Annotated in this window: 11 protein-coding genes; 8 read left to right on the top strand and 3 right to left on the bottom strand. The window is 72.1% G+C overall.

Features of this window, described 5'->3' with window-relative positions:
• Both J7E97_RS17995 and J7E97_RS17990 read left to right on the top strand, forming a co-directional pair.
• Positions 1 to 2,239: AAA family ATPase (locus tag J7E97_RS17995; protein ID WP_251054741.1), on the top strand; the 2,239-nt coding region annotated here is incomplete at its 5' end.
• Positions 2,240 to 2,472: 233 nt separating this feature from the next.
• Positions 2,473 to 3,909, top strand: a complete 1,437-nt coding sequence (locus J7E97_RS17990) for a sugar porter family MFS transporter (RefSeq protein WP_215028269.1) — start codon at positions 2,473 to 2,475, stop codon at positions 3,907 to 3,909.
• 54 nt (positions 3,910 to 3,963) lie between these two features.
• On the opposite strand, the gene J7E97_RS17985 is transcribed toward J7E97_RS17990, so the two are convergent.
• The gene (locus tag J7E97_RS17985; protein WP_215028267.1) at positions 3,964 to 4,950 is read right to left on the bottom strand and encodes an LLM class flavin-dependent oxidoreductase; all 987 of its coding nucleotides are present in this window, start codon (positions 4,948 to 4,950) and stop codon (positions 3,964 to 3,966) included.
• A 63-nt stretch (positions 4,951 to 5,013) separates the two neighbouring features.
• Complete coding sequence (locus J7E97_RS17980; RefSeq protein ID WP_215028265.1) at positions 5,014 to 6,480, bottom strand: cytosine permease; 1,467 nt, start codon at positions 6,478 to 6,480, stop codon at positions 5,014 to 5,016.
• A 169-nt stretch (positions 6,481 to 6,649) separates the two neighbouring features.
• On the opposite strand from J7E97_RS17980, the gene ftsY reads away from it, so the two are divergent.
• Positions 6,650 to 7,864, top strand: coding sequence for a signal recognition particle-docking protein FtsY (gene ftsY, locus J7E97_RS17975; RefSeq protein ID WP_215028263.1), 1,215 nt, complete (start codon positions 6,650 to 6,652; stop codon positions 7,862 to 7,864).
• Positions 7,865 to 7,948: 84 nt separating this feature from the next.
• Here ftsY and J7E97_RS17970 read toward each other — a convergent pair whose 3' ends face one another.
• The gene (locus J7E97_RS17970) at positions 7,949 to 8,620 is read right to left on the bottom strand and encodes a bifunctional DNA primase/polymerase (protein ID WP_215028262.1); all 672 of its coding nucleotides are present in this window, start codon (positions 8,618 to 8,620) and stop codon (positions 7,949 to 7,951) included.
• A 465-nt stretch (positions 8,621 to 9,085) separates the two neighbouring features.
• On the opposite strand from J7E97_RS17970, the gene J7E97_RS17965 reads away from it, so the two are divergent.
• From J7E97_RS17965 to ffh, 5 genes are all read left to right on the top strand, one after another.
• Positions 9,086 to 10,588: a hypothetical protein gene (locus J7E97_RS17965; RefSeq protein ID WP_215028261.1), complete on the top strand. Its 1,503-nt coding sequence runs from the start codon at positions 9,086 to 9,088 to the stop codon at positions 10,586 to 10,588.
• Positions 10,589 to 10,926: 338 nt separating this feature from the next.
• A complete protein-coding gene (locus J7E97_RS17960) occupies positions 10,927 to 12,273 on the top strand; it encodes an ammonium transporter (protein ID WP_215028260.1) in 1,347 nt (448 codons plus the stop codon).
• Positions 12,270 to 12,608: a P-II family nitrogen regulator gene (locus J7E97_RS17955; RefSeq protein ID WP_215028259.1), complete on the top strand. Its 339-nt coding sequence runs from the start codon at positions 12,270 to 12,272 to the stop codon at positions 12,606 to 12,608. The genes J7E97_RS17960 and J7E97_RS17955 overlap by 4 nt, the downstream gene beginning before the upstream one ends.
• Positions 12,609 to 12,625: 17 nt before the next feature.
• Positions 12,626 to 15,052 (top strand): [protein-PII] uridylyltransferase, encoded by a 2,427-nt coding sequence (locus tag J7E97_RS17950; RefSeq protein WP_215028258.1) that lies wholly within the window; start codon positions 12,626 to 12,628, stop codon positions 15,050 to 15,052.
• A gap of 190 nt (positions 15,053 to 15,242) precedes the next feature.
• Positions 15,243 to 16,817 (top strand): signal recognition particle protein, encoded by a 1,575-nt coding sequence (gene ffh, locus J7E97_RS17945; protein ID WP_215028256.1) that lies wholly within the window; start codon positions 15,243 to 15,245, stop codon positions 16,815 to 16,817.
• The last annotated feature ends 55 nt before the right edge of the window (positions 16,818 to 16,872 follow it).

Here is a 16,872-nt window from a genome sequence, read left to right as displayed (position 1 = left end):
CGCCGCGGGCCTGACGCGGGGTCCGGCCGATGGCGCCGCGGGCCTGACACAAGGTCCGGGAGTCGTGTCGCCCGGCGGAGTCGGGCGGGGACCGGTCTTGCCCCACCCCGCCCCTTCCCGATACCGGGGCTCCGCCCCGGATGCCGCGCCGGAGGCTTTCCCGGCCGGGAGGGGCCCCCTGGCGGGGCTGGATGTGCCGGACCCCGCGCCCGAATCTCCCGCGGCTGCCGCTGGGGCGGGCTCCCTGACCACCCTGGACGTGCCGGACGCCGGGCGTCAGTCGTCGGGGGGCCCGCCGGGCTCTGCCCCGGCCTTCCCGGCCTCCGCGACCGCCCCGTTCCCCGCGACCGCCCCGGCGCCGGGCACCCTGACCGATGGGGCGGGCGGTCGTCCCCTCGGGGTCGCCGCGGGCGGGCTCGTGCGGGGGGACGCCGCTCTCGTGCGGGCCGTCGGATGGGTGTTGCGGGAGTTCGTCGTCGTGGAGGGGCTCGACGAGGCCGAGGCGTTGGTGGCCGCGCACCCCGAGCTGGTGGCCGTGACCGCCGAGGGGGACGTCCTCGGGGCGCACCTCGCGCACGGCGGGTCCGCCGGGGTGCCCAGCCTGATCGAGGTGCGGGCTGCGGTCGACGAGGCCGACGCGGAGCGGGAACGGCTGGACGGGCAGTGCCTCGCGCTGCAAGGGGAGAAGGAGGCCGCGGAGCGGCGGCGGGTCGCGGCCGTGGCCCGCGTCGAGGAGCTCGCGGAGCTGCGCAGGGCCGCCGAGAAGGCGCGGGCGGGGGTCGCGCAGCAGCTCGGGCGGCTCGCGGGGCAGGCGAAGGGGGCGCTGGGCGAGGCGGAACGCAGTGCCGCGGCGGCGGCCAAGGCGCAGGAGGCGCTGGAGCAGGCACTGGCCGACGTGGCGGAGTGCGCCGAGCGCCTGGCCGTCGCCGAGGAGATCCCCGTGGAGGAGGAGCCGGACACCTCCCGGCGGGACCGGCTCGCGGCCGACGGGGCGAACGCGCGGCAGACCGAGATGGAGGCCCGGCTCCAGCTGCGGACCCACGAGGAGCGGGTCAAGGGCCTGGCCGGGCGGGCCGATTCGCTCGACCGCGGGGCCCGCGCCGAGCGGGAGGCCCGCGCCCGTGCCGAACGCCGCCGGGAACGGCTGCGGTACGAGGCCGGGGTGGCCGCGGCCGTCGCCGACGGCGCCCGGCAGCTGCTCGCGCACATCGAGGTCTCGCTGACCCGGGCGGCCGAGGAGCGCACGGCGGCCGAGTACGCCAAGGGCCTGCGCGAGCAGGAGCTCGGCGAGGCCCGCGGCCGGGGCCGCGACCTCAAGGGCGAGCTCGACAAGCTCACCGATTCGGTGCACCGGGGCGAGGTGCTCGGCGCCGAGAAGCGGATGCGGATCGAGCAGGTGGAGACCCGCGCGCTGGAGGAGTTCGGGATGGGGGTGCAGGAGCTGGTCGGCGAGTACGGGCCCGATCAACCGGTGCCGCCGAGCCTGCCGGAGGCCCACGCCCCGGACGCCCACGCCCCGGACGCCCAGGCGTCCGACGCGCAGGTCCCCGACGCCCAGGCCTCCGGCGGGGACGTTGAGCCGCGGCCCTTCGTACGGGCTCAGCAGGAGAAGCGGCTCAAGGCGGCCGAGCGCGCCTACCAGCAGCTCGGGAAGGTCAATCCGCTCGCCCTGGAGGAGTTCGCCGCCCTTGAGGAGCGGCACAAATTCCTCAGTGAGCAGCTGGAAGACCTCCGCAAGACGCGGGCGGACCTCCTTCAGGTCGTGAAGGAGGTCGATGAGCGGGTCGAGCAGGTCTTCACCGAGGCGTACCGGGACACGGCCCGGGAGTTCGAGGGGGTCTTCTCGCGGCTCTTCCCCGGCGGCGAGGGCCGGCTGATCCTCACCGACCCCGACAACATGCTGACCACCGGCGTGGACGTGGAGGCCCGCCCGCCGGGCAAGAAGGTCAAGCGGCTGTCGCTGCTCTCCGGCGGCGAGCGCTCCCTGACCGCCGTGGCGCTGCTGGTCTCCATCTTCAAGGCCCGGCCCAGTCCCTTCTACGTGATGGACGAGGTCGAGGCCGCGCTGGACGACACGAACCTCCAGCGGCTGATCCGGATCATGGAGGAGCTGCAGGAGAGCTCGCAGCTGATCGTCATCACGCACCAGAAGCGGACCATGGAGGTCGCGGACGCGCTCTACGGCGTCTCGATGCAGGGCGACGGCGTTTCGAAGGTCATCAGCCAACGCCTGCGCTGAACCGTACAAAGCCCAGCTCTGTTCAAGAAATGAATGACGAGCCTTCTCTGCACCCCGCCCAGCCAACAAAAGCGGATCATCCTTGAAGTCTTGACTTCAAGAAATGAACACATAAGCTCGCTCCCGCTGCCTTTCCTCCGGGTGGTGCCCGATCTTCACCTGTGCGCCACTGGTAGGAATCAACTCCACCCGTCACCCGCCCGTCACCGCAGCCGGGCACGCAGGAGCAGACCTTGACCAGCAACAGCGCCACGCAATCCTCGGCGACAGGCGGCGGCCGTGCGTCCCAGCCCGACCATCTGGGGCACGTCATCTTCATCACCGCGGCCGCGGCCATGGGCGGATTCCTCTTCGGCTACGACAGCTCCGTCATCAACGGCGCCGTCGTCGCGATCCGGGACCGCTTCGACGTCGGCCCCGGCACCCTTGCCCAGGTGATCGCGGCCGCGCTGATCGGTTGCGCCTTCGGCGCCGCCACGGCCGGGCGCATCGCCGACCGGATCGGCCGTATCCGCTGCATGCAGATCGCGGCCGTCCTCTTCACGGCCAGCGCCATCGGCTCGGCCGTCCCCTTCGCCCTGTGGGACCTCGCCATGTGGCGGGTCATCGGCGGCTTCGGCATCGGCATGGCCTCGGTCATCGGCCCGGCCTACATCGCCGAGGTGTCCCCGCCCGCTTACCGGGGCCGGCTCGCCTCCTTCCAGCAGGCCGCGATCGTCATCGGCATCGCCATCTCCCAGCTCGTCAACTGGGGGATCCTCAACCTCGCGGACGGCGACCAGCGCGGCGAGATCGGCGGCCTGGAAGCCTGGCAGTGGATGCTCGGCGTCATGGCCGTCCCGGCCGTGCTCTACGGGCTGATGTCCTTCGTCATCCCCGAGTCCCCGCGCTTCCTGATCTCCGTCGGCCGCAACGCCGAGGCCCGCAAGGTGCTCGCCGAGGTCGAGGGCACGCACATCGACCTCGACGCGCGCGTCGCCGACATCGAGCACGCCATGCGCTCCGAGCACAAGTCCACCTTCACGGACCTGCTCGGCGGCCGGTTCGGCTTCCTGCCCATCGTCTGGATCGGCATTGGCCTGTCGCTCTTCCAGCAGCTCGTCGGCATCAACGTGATCTTCTACTACAGCTCCTCGCTGTGGCAGTCGGTCGGCATCGACCCGAGCGCCTCGTTCCTGTACTCCTTCGAGACCTCGGTCGTGAACATCATCGGCACGGTGATCGCGATGATCTTCGTGGACCGGATCGGCCGCAAGCCGCTCGCGCTCATCGGCTCCGTCGGCATGGCGATCTCGCTGGGCCTGGCCGCCTGGTCCTTCTCGTACAAGTCCGGCGTTGGTGACGACATCGCGCTGCCGCACGCCCAGGGCATCGTGGCCCTGGTCGCCGCCAACTGCTTCGTCCTCTTCTTCGCGCTGTCCTGGGGCGTCGTCGTCTGGGTCCTGCTCGGCGAGATGTTCCCGGGCCGGATCCGCGCCGCCGCGCTCGGCGTGGCCGCGGCGGCCCAGTGGATCGCCAACTGGGTCATCACGGTGTCGTTCCCGACCCTGTCGGACTGGAACCTGTCCGGCGCGTACGTCATCTACACGGTCTTCGCCGTGCTCTCGATCCCGTTCATCCTCAAGTGGGTGCCGGAGACCAAGGGCAAGGCGTTGGAGGAGATGGGCTGACCACCCCCGCCAACGGCCCCTCTCCTCTTACGGCAGGTACTGCCCCCGCTCGTTTCAGTCCTTGAGCCGGGGCAGTACCTGTTCGCACAGGAGCTGCAGGCTCCGCCAGCCCTCGTCGAGCGGCATTCCGCCGCAGAGCGGGTGCAGGACCAGGTTCCCGGCCTCGCCGGCGCCGCGGGCGTACGCGACCGCCTCGTCCGGGGTGAGGATGCGGTACACGCCCTCCGCGCGGAGCTCCGCCACCGTGTGCGCGCCCGACCGCACGGCGCTTCGGATGTCCTTGGACTGCCAGGACGCGTACATCCCGGCCTCGTGCAGGAAGCGCTCCCCGTACTCGGCCCAGGCCCGGTCCGGGTCCTCGGCGATGTGCAGCAGCGGCGTCTCGGCCGCCGGCATCATGCAGAAGCCCTCCGTGCCGTACTCCGCGAGCTTCGCGTTGTAGTACGCCTCCAGCTCGGGCAGGTGGGCGCTGGGGAAGAACGGCAGCCCCAGGCGGGCCGCCCGGCGGGCCGCCGCCTCGGAGCTGCCGCCGACCAGGAGCAGCGGGTGCGGCCGGGTGAACGGCCGCGGGGTGATGCGCACCGTCCGGCCCCGGAACTCGAACGGCTCGCCCGTCCACGCCTTCAGCAGCGTCTCCAGCAGCTCGTCCTGGAGCTTGCCGCGCCGGCCCCACGCCACGCCGTGCTGCTCGTACTCCTCGGGCCGGTAGCCGATGCCGGCCACCGTGACCAGGCGGCCGCCGCTGAGCAGGTCGAGGACCGCGATGTCCTCGGCGACCTTCAGCGGGTCGTACAGCGGGCCGATGATCGCCGAGACGGTGACCGCGATCCGGCGGGTGGCGCCGAACACCGCACCCGCGAAGGCGAACGGCGAGGGCAGCCAGTTGTTGTCGGTGCCGTGGTGCTCTTCGGTCTGGATGGTGTCGATCCCGCGGTCGTCCGCGTACGTCGCCATCTCCAGCGCGGCCTTGTACCGGGCGGAGAGGGTTTCCGGGGTGCCGTTCGGGTCGATGAGATTGAACCGGGCCACGGTGATGGGCACGGAGGAGTCCCCCTTCGCCGGAGGTGGGTGGGCGGGCGAAGGGGGACGTTAGCTGACAGAGCGTCAGTTGGACAGGGTTCCGGCGGCCAGCGGCTCGTCCCCGAAGGCGGGTTCCGCCGACGCGGGGGAGGCGGGGGCGGCCGGGGACGCCGGGGCCGTGCGCGGCAGGACCGCGTACAGGACGGCCGAGGTGGCGATGCCCGCCGCCCAGCCGAGGCCGTTCCGGCCGATCCACGTGGTGGCCAGCGGGCCGCTGAACCAGTCGACCTTCGTGAACAGCAGGCCCACCGCCAGGGCGAGGCCCCAGGCGGTCATGGCCTGCCAGGCGAAACCGCCCTTGTACCAGTAGGCGCTGCTCCGCGTGGTGTCCAGCAGCGCGGCCCCGTCGTAGGACGGGCGGCGCAGCATGTCCACGCCGAAGACGCCGATCCAGGCGGAGAAGGCCACGGCCAGCAGCGTCAGGAAGGAGATGAACGAGCCGAAGAAGCTGGTCGCCACCACCATCAGCAGGAAGCCGAAGATCAGGCTGATGACGGCGTTGACGCTGACGGCCGCCGCGCGCGGGACCTTGATGCCGAGGGTCTGCGCGGTGAAACCGGCCGAGTACATGGACATCGAGTTGATGAGCAGCATGCCGATCAGCGCGATCAGCAGGTACGGGACGGCGATCCAGATCGGCAGCAGTTCCCCGATGAAGGAGACCGGGTCCTGCGCGGTGGCCAGGTCGGGAGTGGCGACCGCCATCACGGCGCCCATCAGCACCATCGGGATCACGACGACTGCCGCTCCGCCGATGGTCGCGCCGACCATGCCCTTGGCGGAGGCGGTGCGGGGCAGATAGCGGGTGAAGTCCGGGCCGGACGGGACCCAGCTGATGCCGCCGGCCGCGATGGTGCCGATGCCCGCGATCATCATCGCGGTGGAGCCGGCGGGCTTGGCGAAGACGGTGGACCAGTCGGTCTCGGCGATCAGGTAGCCGAGGACGAGCACGCTGAAGGCGCCGAAGAGGTACGTGGACCACTTGGAGCAGACGCGCAGCGCGTTGATGCCGAGGCCCGAGACCAGGAAGGTGCAGCTGACGAAGAAGATGAGCGTGACGACGATCAGCCCGGTGTTCTTCCGGATGCCGAAGACCAGGTCGAGGACGGTCAGGACGGCGTAGGCGCCGCTGACCGCGTTGATGGTCTCCCAGCCCCAGCGGGCGACCCAGATCAGGGCGCCGGGGAAGAGGTTGCCGCGCTGGCCGAAGACGGCGCGGGAGAGCGCCATGCCGGGGGCGCCGCCGCGCTTGCCCGCGATGGATATGAGTCCGACGATGCCGTAGGAAACCACCGGCGCGGCGATCGCGACGACGAGCACCTGCCAGATGTTCAGCTTGTTGAAGATGACCAGGCCGGCGCCCATGGTCAGCAGCAGCACGCTGATGTTGGCGGCGACCCAGGTCGGCACGAGCTCGCGGACCCGGCCGCGGCGCTCGCTGTCCGGGACGGGCTCCAGGCCGCGTGACTCGACGGCGGTCTCGGCAGACATAGGTGTACTCCGTGGGGGGGGAGGTGGGGGCGGTGGGGATCGCTCATCATCGTAGAGCTACCGCAAAAAGTACAAACAGAGGATTACGTCCCTGTAGGAAGCTCCAGGGCGTGAACCTCACCGGCACGTACGAGGCCAGGCCTATGAGGTCGCGCATACTGAACGCGTTATGGAAATCCTCATCCTTGCCGTAGTCATCGCCCTGGTCGCGGTCGGTGCGATCAGCGGGCTCCTGGTCAGCAGCCGCAAGAAGAAGCAGCTGCCGCCCACGGCGCCCTCGAGCACGCCGACCATCACTGCCCCGCCCGCCGAACCGCAGGTGGGGGAGGACGCCGCCCCGACGGCCGAAGAGCCGCGCCGCACGCTCGAGGAGGTCGCGCTCCCCGAGGCCGAGGCCCCCGTAGCGGAGCCCGAAGCCCCCGTCGCCGAGGCTCCCGCCGCGCCCGAGATCGAGGTGCCCGAGCCCACCGCCGGCCGCCTGGTCCGGCTGCGCGCCCGCCTCGCCCGGTCGCAGAACACGCTGGGCAAGGGGCTGCTCACGCTGCTCTCCCGCGAGCACCTCGACGAGGACACCTGGGAGGAGATCGAGGAGACCCTCCTCATCGCCGACGTCGGTGTCGCCCCGACCCAGGAGCTGGTGGACCGGCTCCGCGAGCGGGTCAAGGTGCTCGGCACCCGCACCCCCGCCGATCTGCGCGCGCTGCTCAAGGAGGAGCTGGTCGCGCTCCTCGGCACCGACTTCGACCGCGCCGTGAAGACCGAGAGCGGCGTGGACACTCCCGCCGTCGTGATGGTCGTCGGCGTGAACGGCACCGGCAAGACCACCACCACCGGCAAGCTCGCCCGCGTGCTCGTCGCCGACGGGCGCAGCGTCGTGCTCGGCGCGGCCGACACCTTCCGCGCCGCCGCCGCCGACCAGCTCCAGACCTGGGGCGACCGGGTCGGCGCCCGCACCGTGCGCGGCCCCGAGGGCGGCGACCCGGCCTCGATCGCCTACGACGCGGTCAAGGAGGGCATTGCCGAGGGCGCCGACGTGGTGCTCATCGACACCGCCGGCCGCCTGCACACCAAGACCGGCCTCATGGACGAGCTCGGCAAGGTCAAGCGCGTCGTGGAGAAGCACGGCCCGCTGGACGAGATCCTGCTGGTCCTGGACGCCACCACCGGGCAGAACGGCCTGACCCAGGCCCGCGTCTTCGCGGAGGTCGTGGACATCACCGGCATCGTGCTGACCAAGCTCGACGGCACCGCCAAGGGCGGCATCGTCATCGCCGTCCAGCGCGAGCTGGGAGTCCCGGTCAAGCTCATCGGCCTCGGCGAGGGCGCGGACGACCTGGCCCCCTTCGAGCCGGAGGCCTTCGTCGACGCCCTGATCGGCGACTGAGCGCCCCCACGGGGCTCACGAGCCCGTACGAAGGCGAGCGCCCCCGCGGTCCCACGGACCCGGGGGCGCTGCCGTGCGCGGGGGTCAGGCCCTGCGCAGCCGGTGGCAGAGGTAGGCGAGGGTGCCCAGCAGCAGCCGGGCCTGGGGCGGGTCCCCGGCCGAATCCAGCGCCGGGGGACGGAGCCAGGTCGTCGGGCCGAGCCCCGCGAAGTCGGAGGGCGGGGCGGTGACGTACGACCCCTGGCCCAGGGCGCGCAGATCGAGTCCGGCGTCGTCCCAGCCCATCCGGTAGAGCAGCTGCGGCAGCCCGGCCGCCGCGCCGGGCGCCACGAAGAACTGGGCCCGGCCGTCCGGGGTCGCGGTGACGGGGCCGAGCGGCAGGCCCATCCGCTCCAGCCGGACCAGCGCCTGGCGCCCCGCCTCCTCGGCCACGTCGATGACGTCGAAGGAGCGGCCCGCGGGGAGGAGCACCGCCGCGCCCGGGTACCCGCTCCAGGTCTCGGTGACCTCGTCGAGGGTGGCGCCGGCCGGGACCGTCGGGGCGAGGGCCAGCGGGTGCGCCCCCGGCGCGCCGCAACTCGTATGACCGCAGGAGCACTCGCGAGCCGGAGCCGCGGCCCGTGCGCCGGGGACCACGTCCCAGCCCCACAGTCCGGTGTACTCCGCCACCGCCGTACACTCCGACGTCCGGCCCCGGCGCCGAGCGCCGGAACGGAAGTCCTTGGTGCCGCGGCTGCCGCCGATCGTGAAGCCCATGCCCATGCCCCCTCCAACGGGTCGGACGTGCCGGTGGTTACGACCTCGGCGCCACCGGATGCGGGCCGGGCGCGGAGCCCCTGCCGTGCCGGGCCGCGCGGTCCGCCCCGGTCGTCACCCGGCGCACTCCTCGCCGCGTGCGCCCCGAGCGCACCTCTGTCCATCCGATCGGTTTCGCCTTCGTGTCAAGTGAATCGCGCCTGCCGGGTGGCGAGTTCATTCGAAGGGGTGGCGAATGGTGGCGTTTCCGGGATCGACCTCGCAGAGGGGGTGATCGTAGGATTACTTTCGGTACACGAAGCGAGAAGGCAGACTCGTCCGCGGGTATGCCGGAGGCAAGGTGTGAAGGTCCCGTGAAGACGGACCTTCCCCCGACTTCTCACGGGCCTCGTGTGGAAATGGCTGAGGGATGGGGGCGTTCCAGTGACCGGCAACGACGCAAGCGGAACGAGGGCGGAGTCCGACATGTCGTCCGCCGGGGCGTCGGAGCGGTCGGAGCCGTCGGAGCAGGGCGACACCGCCCGCAACGAGCAGCTGACGTCGTGGTTCGTCCGCAGCGGCTGGTCCAAGGGCGAGCTCGCCCGCCAGGTGAACCGGCGTGCCCGCCAGATGGGCGCCCACCACATCAGCACCGACACCTCCCGCGTCCGCCGCTGGCTCGACGGCGAGCAGCCCCGCGAACCCGTCCCGCGGATCCTCTCCGAGCTGTTCTCCGAACGCTTCGGCTCCGTCGTCGCCATCGAGCACCTGGGCCTGCGCACCGCTCACCAGACCCCCTCCGTCTCCGGCATCGACCTGCCCTGGGCCGGCCCGCAGACCGTCGAGCTGCTCGGCGAGTTCTCCCGCAGCGATCTGATGCTGGCCCGCCGCGGCTTCCTCGGGACCTCCCTCGCCCTGTCCGCCGGCCCCGCCCTCATCGAGCCCATGCAGCGCTGGCTCGTCCCGGTCCCGGCCGCCGACCCGGGCCCGCGCGAGGGGGGGCCGGCGGGCGCCCTCGGCGGACACCGGCCGCCCAGGCTCTCCGAGCCCGAGCTCGGGCTCCTCGAGGCCACCACCGCGATGTTCCGCCAGTGGGACGCCCAGTGCGGCGGCGGACTGCGCCGCAAGGCCGTCGTGGGCCAGCTCCACGAGGTGACCGACCTGCTCCAGGAACACCATCCGGCCCCGGTCATGAAGCGGCTCTTCAAGGTCGCGGCCGAGCTCGCCGAACTCGCCGGCTGGATGAGCTACGACATCGGCATGCACCCCACCGCACAGAAGTACTTCGTCCTCGCCCTGCACGCCGCCAAACAGGGGGGCGACAAGCCGCTCGGCTCGTACATCCTCTCCAGCATGAGCCGCCAGATGATCCACCTGGGCCGCCCCGAGGACGCCCTGGAGCTCATCCACCTCGCCCAGTACGGCAGCCGCGACTGCGCGGGGCCCCGTACCCAGGCCATGCTGTATGCGATGGAGGCCCGCGCCTACGCCAACATGGGCCAGCCCAGCCGCTGCAAGCGGGCCGTGCGGATGGCGGAGGACACCTTCTCCGACGTCGGCTTCGGCGGCGAGCCCGAGCCCGACTGGATCCGCTTCTTCTCCGAGGCCGAGCTCAACGGCGAGAACTCCCACTCCTACCGGGACCTGGCCTACGTGGCCGGCCGCAGCCCCATGTACGCCTCCCTCGCCGAGCCCGTCATGCAGCGCGCCGTCGAGCTCTTCGAGAAGGACGAGGAGCACCAGCGCTCCCTGGCCCTCAACCTCGTGGGCATGGCCACCGTGCACCTGCTCCAGCGCGAGCCCGAGCAGGCCGCCGTCCTGGTCGGCCGGGCCCTCGACGTGGCGGGAAAGGTGCGGTCCGAAAGGGTGAACACCCGGTTGCGCAAGACCGTCGACGCCGCCGCGCGTGAGTACGGCGACGTCGCCGACGTCGTGCGCCTCACCGACCACCTCGCCTCCCGGCTCCCCGAAGCCGCGGAGGCCGTCTGACGGCCGGCCCCGGCCGCCCCCAAGGCCCCCGGCCGCGGCAGTCACCCCGTGAAGCCCGATCAGGCTCCCCCAGCCAGGTTCCCCGGGTCACCGCCGCGGCCGGGTTCTGAGCACCCCGCTCCATGAACCACTCGTTCATGGGCACGTAACACGCCGGACCTCTTCGTCATCGACGCGAAACACCCAGCGGCGCCGCCGGAAACCGGCCTGCGCGAATCTCAGGGCCAATAACCGGCCAGCCCCCCGGGCCGGTGCCCCTCAGGCCTGATTCACATCCAGCGCCGCTCAGGTTTTCACGGTCGCCCGCACGCGAACGTACCGACGACGAGGAGACGCCGATGGCATCAGCCATCACGACCCTCGCTGCAGACACCCCGACACTGTCTGCCGCGAACACCGGGTTCATGCTCATCTGCTCCGCCCTGGTCATGCTGATGACCCCGGGACTCGCCTTCTTCTACGGAGGCATGGTCCGCGTCAAGAGCAGCCTCAACATGCTGATGATGAGCTTCATCAGCCTCGGGATCGTCACGATCCTCTGGGTCCTCTACGGATTCAGCCTCGCCTTCGGCGCCGACTCCGGCTCCCTCATCGGCTGGACCTCCGACTACGTGGGACTCAGCGGCATCGGCGTCACCGAGCTGTGGGACGGCTACACCATCCCCGTCTACGTCTTCGCCGTCTTCCAGCTGATGTTCGCCGTCATCACCCCCGCCCTGATAAGCGGTGCGCTGGCCGACCGCGTCAAGTTCGGCGCGTGGGCCCTCTTCATCACCCTCTGGGTCACCGTCGTCTACTTCCCCGTCGCCCACTGGGTGTGGGGCGCCGGCGGCTGGCTCTTCGAGCTCGGCGTCATCGACTTCGCGGGCGGCACCGCCGTCCACATCAACGCGGGCGCCGCGGCCCTCGGCGTCATCCTGGTCATCGGCAAGCGCGTCGGGTTCAAGAAGGACCCGATGCGCCCGCACAGCCTCCCGCTCGTGATGCTCGGCGCCGGCCTGCTGTGGTTCGGCTGGTTCGGCTTCAACGCCGGATCCTGGCTCGGCAACGACGACGGCGTCGGCGCGGTCATGTTCCTGAACACCCAGGTCGCCACCGCCGCCGCCATGCTCGCCTGGCTCGGCTACGAGAAGCTGCGCCACGGCTCCTTCACCACCCTCGGCGCCGCCTCCGGCGCGGTCGCGGGCCTCGTCGCCATCACCCCCTCCGGCGGCTCCTGCTCCCCGCTCGGCGCGATCGCCATCGGCGCCATCGCCGGTGTCGTGTGCGCCATGGCCGTCGGCCTGAAGTACAAGTTCGGCTACGACGACTCCCTCGACGTCGTCGGCGTCCACCTCGTCGGCGGTGTCATCGGCTCCCTCCTCGTCGGCCTCTTCGCCACCGGCGGCGTCCAGTCCGACGCGGCCGGCCTCTTCTACGGCGGCGGCCTGGAACAGCTCGGCAAGCAGGCGGTGGGAGTCTTCTCCGTCCTCGCCTACTCTCTCGTGGCATCCGCGGTGCTCGCCCTGCTCCTCGACAAGACGATCGGCATGCGGGTACCCGAGGACGACGAGGTCTCCGGCATCGACCAGGTCGAACACGCCGAGACCGCCTACGACTTCAGCGGAGCCGGCGGCGGTTCCTCCTCGCGGAGCACCGCCGTACCCGCCCCCGTTGCCGCCGCGAGCAAGAAGGTTGACGCATGAAGCTCATCACCGCGATCGTGAAGCCGCACCGGCTGGACGAGATCAAGGAAGCCCTGCACCGCTACGGCGTCCAAGGCCTCACGGTCTCCGAGGCCAGCGGCTACGGCCGCCAGCGCGGCCACACCGAGGTCTACCGGGGCGCCGAATACACCGTGGACCTCGTACCGAAGATCCGCATCGAGGTGCTCGTCGAGGACGGCGACGCCGAGGACGTGATGCGGATCGTGGTCGACGCCGCCCAGACCGGCAAGATCGGCGACGGCAAGGTGTGGAGCATCGCCGTGGACTCGGTCATCCGGGTCCGCACCGGCGAGCGCGGCGCCGACGCGCTCTAGGCGACGGGAGATCCTGGGTGACGAGTGTCGAAGAGACCACGGACGACAACCCGGCCGGCTCGGGACCCAGCGGTTACGCCGCGGCCCGGCTGCGACTCCTCCAGGAGGAGTCGCGGTCCGGGCCTTCCCGGCGTTCCGCCCTGGCCGCCCTGACCGACGACTGGCTGAAATCACTGTTCGCCACCGCCGTCCGGGAAACGGGGGTGCGGGGCGCCGCGCTCGTCGCCGTCGGCGGCTACGGACGCGCCGAACTCTCCCCCCGCAGCGACCTCGACCTGGTCCTGCTCCACGACGGCAAGGCCGAACCGCGCGCCCTGGCCGCCCTGGCCGACCGCCTCTGGTACCCCGTCTGGGACCTGGGCCTCGCCCTCGACCACTCGGTCCGCACCCCCGGCGAAGCCCGCAAGACCGCCGCAGAAGACCTCAAGGTGCACCTCGGACTGCTGGACGCCCGGCCCGTCGCGGGCGACGTCGGACTCCTCGCAGGGCTGCGCACCTCCGTCCTGGCCGACTGGCGCAACCATGCCGCCAAGCGGCTCCCGCAGCTGCACTCCCTGTGCCTCGAACGGGCGGAGCGCGTCGGAGAGCTGCGCTTCCTGCTGGAACCCGACCTCAAGGAGGCCCGCGGCGGCCTGCGCGACGTCACCGCCTTGCGGGCCGTCGCCGCGTCCTGGCTGGCCGACGCCCCGCGCGAAGGCCTCGCCGACGCCCGGCGGCGCCTGCTCGACGCCCGTGACGCCCTCCATCTGGTGACCGGCCGCGCCACCGAGCGGCTCTCCCTCCAGGAACAGACCCCGGTCGCGGCGCAGCTCGGCCTGCTCGACGCCGACGCCCTGCTCCGGGAGGTGTACGAGGCCGCGCGCGTGGTCTCGTACGCCGGCGACGTGACCTGGCGCGAGGTCGGCCGCGTGCTCCGCGCGCGGGCCTCGCGGCCCAGGCTCCGGGGCCTCCTCGGCACCCGGGGAGCGGCGCCCGAGCGGGCGCCGCTCGCCGAAGGCGTCGTGGAGTCGGACGGCGAGGCGGTACTGGCCCTGGCCGCCCGGCCCGACCGGGACCCGGTGCTGCCGCTGCGCTTCGGCGCCGCCGCGGCGCAGGCGGGACTGCCCGTCTCGCTGCACGCCGTACGCAGGCTCGCGGCCCAGGCGAAGCCGCTGCCGGTGCCCTGGCCCGCGGAGGCGCGGGAGCAGCTGATCACGCTGCTGGGCGCGGGGGAGCCGACCGTGGCCGTATGGGAGGCGCTGGAGGCCGAGGGGATCATCACCAAGCTGCTGCCCGACTGGGAGCGGGTGCGGTGCCGGCCGCAGCGCAACCCGGTGCACACCTGGACCGTGGACCGCCACCTCGTCGAGACGGCGGTGCGCGCCTCGGAACTGACCCGCAGGGTCGGCCGCCCCGACCTCCTCCTGATGGCCGCACTGCTGCACGACATCGGCAAGGGCTGGCCCGGCGACCACTCGGTGGCGGGCGAGACCATCGCCCGGGACGTCGCCGCACGGGTGGGCTTCGACGCCGGGGACGTGGCCGTGCTCGGCGTCCTCGTCCGCCACCACCTGCTGCTCATCGACACCGCGACCCGCAGGGACCTGGACGATCCGGCAACGGTGAAGGCGGTCGCGGAGGCCGTCGGCTCGCCGGGCACGCTGGAAGTACTGCACGCCCTGACCGAGGCCGACGCCCTGGCCACGGGCCCCGCGGCGTGGAGCGCCTGGCGCGGCTCCCTGGTGGCGGACCTGGTCGCGCGGGTCGCCGCGGTCCTGCGCGGGGCGACCCCGGCGGTGACGGAGCTGGAGATCCCGACGACCGAACAGGAGCGCCTCGCGGTGGAGGCGCTGCGGACCGGGGAACCGGTCCTGGCCCTGCACGCCCGGCAGGAGGAGGACGCGGTCGGGGTGGAGCTGGTGGTGGCCGTCCCCGACCAGACGGGGGTCCTGCCCGCGGTGGCGGGCGTGCTGGCACTGCACCGCCTGACGGTCCGCGCGGCGGAACTGCGCTCCCTGGAGCTCCCGGACCGGCTGGGCGAGGTACTGGTGCTGCGCTGGCGGGTGGCCGCCGAGTACGGCTCCCTGCCGCAGGCCGCGCGGCTGCGTACGGATCTGGTGCGGGCGCTGGACGGCTCGCTGGACGTCCCGGCGAAGCTGGCGGACCGCGAGGCGGCGTACCCGCGCCGGCGCGGGGTCGTCCCGCCGCCGCCCCGGGTCGCGGTGGTGCCGGAGGTCTCCTCGCTGGCCACGGTCCTGGAGGTCCGCGCCCCCGACGCGGTGGGCCTGCTGCACCGCATCGGGCGGGTACTGGAGTCCGCGGGGGTCCGTGTCCGCAGCGCGCACGTGTCCACGCTCGGCGCGAACGCGGTGGACACGCTGTACGTGACCACGGTGGACGGCAAGCCGCTGGATCCGGCGGACGCGGCCGCCCTGGCCACCTCGGTGGAGTCGGCCCTGACGTAGCGGGACGAACGCGCCGGACGGGCCGGGAAACCCGGCCCGTCCGGCGCCTGAGCACCGGAGTCCGGTGCGGAGCCCGGGGGACCGCGAAAGGGGCGGGCAGGGGATTGCCGCCCGCAGGGCCGGGCAGGCGGCGCGGCCCGATACCCTGGGGGACGACCACACGCCCCCGACCCGAGGAATCGCGACCACCGTGTTCGATACGCTTTCCGACCGCCTCAGCGCGACCTTCAAGTCCCTCCGGGGCAAAGGCCGCCTCTCCGAGCAGGACATCGACGCTGCGGCGCGGGAAATCCGTATCGCCCTCCTCGAGGCCGACGTCGCTCTCCCCGTCGTCCGTTCCTTCATCGCGAACGTCAAGGAGCGCGCCCGCGGCGAAGAGGTCTCCAAGGCCCTGAACCCGGGCCAGCAGGTCCTCAAGATCGTCAACGACGAGCTGGTCTCGATCCTCGGCGGCGAGACCCGGCGGCTGCGCTTCGCCAAGACCGCGCCCACCGTGATCATGCTCGCCGGTCTCCAGGGTGCTGGTAAGACCACCCTCGCCGGAAAGCTCGGCCTCTGGCTGAAGGGGCAGGGCCACGCCCCGCTCCTCGTCGCGTGCGACCTCCAGCGCCCCAACGCCGTCAACCAGCTCTCCGTCGTCGCGGAGCGGGCCGGCGTCGCGGTCTACGCCCCCTCCCCCGGCAACGGCGTCGGCGACCCGGTCCAGGTCGCCAAGGACTCGATCGAGTACGCCCGTACGAAGCAGTACGACGTGGTCGTGGTCGACACCGCCGGCCGCCTCGGCATCGACCAGGAGCTGATGCAGCAGGCCGCGGACATCCGCGACGCCGTCAGCCCGGACGAGATCCTCTTCGTCGTCGACGCCATGATCGGCCAGGACGCGGTGAACACCGCCGAGGCCTTCCGCGACGGCGTCGGCTTCGACGGCGTCGTGCTCTCCAAGCTCGACGGCGACGCGCGGGGCGGTGCCGCGCTCTCCATCGCGCACGTCACCGGCAAGCAGATCATCTTCGCCTCGAACGGCGAGAAGCTCGACGAGTTCGACGCCTTCCACCCCGACCGCATGGCGGGCCGGATCCTCGACATGGGTGACATGCTCACCCTGATCGAGCAGGCCGAGAAGACGTTCAGCCAGGACGAAGCCGAGAAGATGGCGGCGAAGCTGGCGAAGGGTCCGAAGGAGTTCACGCTCGACGACTTCCTGGCCCAGATGGAGCAGGTCCGCAAGATGGGCTCCATCTCCAAGCTCCTCGGCATGCTGCCCGGCATGGGGCAGATCAAGGAGCAGATCAACAACATCGACGAGCGCGACGTCGACCGCACCGCGGCCGTCATCAAGTCGATGACCCCGGCCGAGCGCCAGGACCCGCACATCATCAACGGCTCGCGCCGCGCCCGTATCGCCAAGGGTGCCGGTGTCGAGGTCAGCGCCGTGAAGGCGCTCGTCGAGCGGTTCTTCGAGGCGCGCAAGATGATGTCCCGCATGGCCCAGGGCGGCGGCATGCCCGGCATGCCGGGCATCCCCGGGATGGGCGGCGGCCCCGGTCGGCAGAAGAAGCAGATCAAGCAGGCCAAGGGCAAGCGCAAGAGCGGCAACCCGATGAAGCGCCGGGAAGAAGAGGCCGCGGCCGCCGCGCGCCGCGAGGCGGGCCCGCAGGCGCCCGAGCCCGCCGCGGGCGGCAGCCCGTTCGGTCTTCCGGCCGGTGGCGGGCAGCCCGGCAAGGACTTCGACCTTCCGGACGAGTTCAAGAAGTTCATGAAGTAGCGCGGCGCCGAGGGGCCCCGGCCGGAGTGATCCGATGCTGTTGGCTTATTCGGGG

This window comes from Streptomyces sp. ISL-66, from assembly GCF_018614135.1.
In the GTDB taxonomy this organism is placed as follows: domain Bacteria; phylum Actinomycetota; class Actinomycetes; order Streptomycetales; family Streptomycetaceae; genus Streptomyces.
Note: the sequence above shows the minus strand (reverse complement) of the source record. Positions and strands in the feature narration are given on the sequence as shown.

What these genes read in the sequence shown, in the direction of transcription:
- J7E97_RS17980 (WP_215028265.1), bottom strand. Translation starts at nt 6,480, where the DNA reads ATGTCTGCCGAGACCGCCGTCGAGTCACGCGGCCTGGAGCCCGTCCCG.
- ftsY (WP_215028263.1), top strand. Translation starts at nt 6,650, where the DNA reads ATGGAAATCCTCATCCTTGCCGTAGTCATCGCCCTGGTCGCGGTCGGT.
- J7E97_RS17970 (WP_215028262.1), bottom strand. Translation starts at nt 8,620, where the DNA reads ATGGGCTTCACGATCGGCGGCAGCCGCGGCACCAAGGACTTCCGTTCC.
- J7E97_RS17965 (WP_215028261.1), top strand. Translation starts at nt 9,086, where the DNA reads ATGTCGTCCGCCGGGGCGTCGGAGCGGTCGGAGCCGTCGGAGCAGGGC.
- J7E97_RS17960 (WP_215028260.1), top strand. Translation starts at nt 10,927, where the DNA reads ATGGCATCAGCCATCACGACCCTCGCTGCAGACACCCCGACACTGTCT.
- J7E97_RS17955 (WP_215028259.1), top strand. Translation starts at nt 12,270, where the DNA reads ATGAAGCTCATCACCGCGATCGTGAAGCCGCACCGGCTGGACGAGATC.